Source organism: Bradyrhizobium sp. P2_E8, assembly GCF_056403875.1.
Genome location: NZ_JBFUES010001902.1, coordinates 1 through 552, shown reverse-complemented (window position 1 = coordinate 552; position 552 = coordinate 1). Strand labels below are relative to the sequence as shown.

The following is a 552-nucleotide window of genomic DNA, read 5'->3' as shown; positions in this document are numbered from 1 at the left end:
CTCTCGACGGACTTGATGTCGGAGATCTTGGTCCCCTTCACCGCCATCAGCTGATGGCGAACCGGCAAGAACCATTCGCCGATGATGAACAGCCCGGAGGCCGGCAGGAGGTGATGGATGTCGGCGACGCGGCCGGCGACCGAGTTCTCGATCGGGATCATGCCGAGATCGGCCTCGCCCGACGAGATCGCCGACAGGGCGTCCTCGAAGGTGGCGCAGGGCATCGGCTCGGCGTCGGGATAGGCCTCGACGATGGCGATGTGGGAATTGGCTCCGGGTTCGCCCTGGAATGCGATCTTCATCTTGCTCATGGTCGGCCTTGTAGCAGCGGCTCAGGATTTGGAAAGGATGCTGCGGGCGGTTTCGAGATCGGGCGGTGTGTCAACGCCGCGGGGCACGCTGTCGACGATCATGATGTCGATGCGCATGCCGGCCTCCACCGCCCGGAGCTGTTCCAGGCTTTCCTGCAGTTCTAGGGGCGAGGGCGGCAGCGACACAAACCGCTCCAGCGCAGCGCGGCGGTAGGCGTAAAGGCCGATGTGGTGGTAACGC

At 64.5% G+C, this 552-nt stretch carries 2 protein-coding genes; both read right to left on the bottom strand.

What is annotated here, in order from left to right:
• Positions 1-311 (bottom strand): prephenate dehydratase domain-containing protein (locus tag AC1D00_RS44605; RefSeq protein ID WP_477015145.1); only part of this gene is annotated, 311 nt, incomplete at its 3' end.
• Positions 312-332: 21 nt separating this feature from the next.
• The coding region (locus AC1D00_RS44600) for a cytidylyltransferase domain-containing protein (RefSeq protein WP_477015144.1) at positions 333-552 on the bottom strand (220 nt) is incomplete at its 5' end.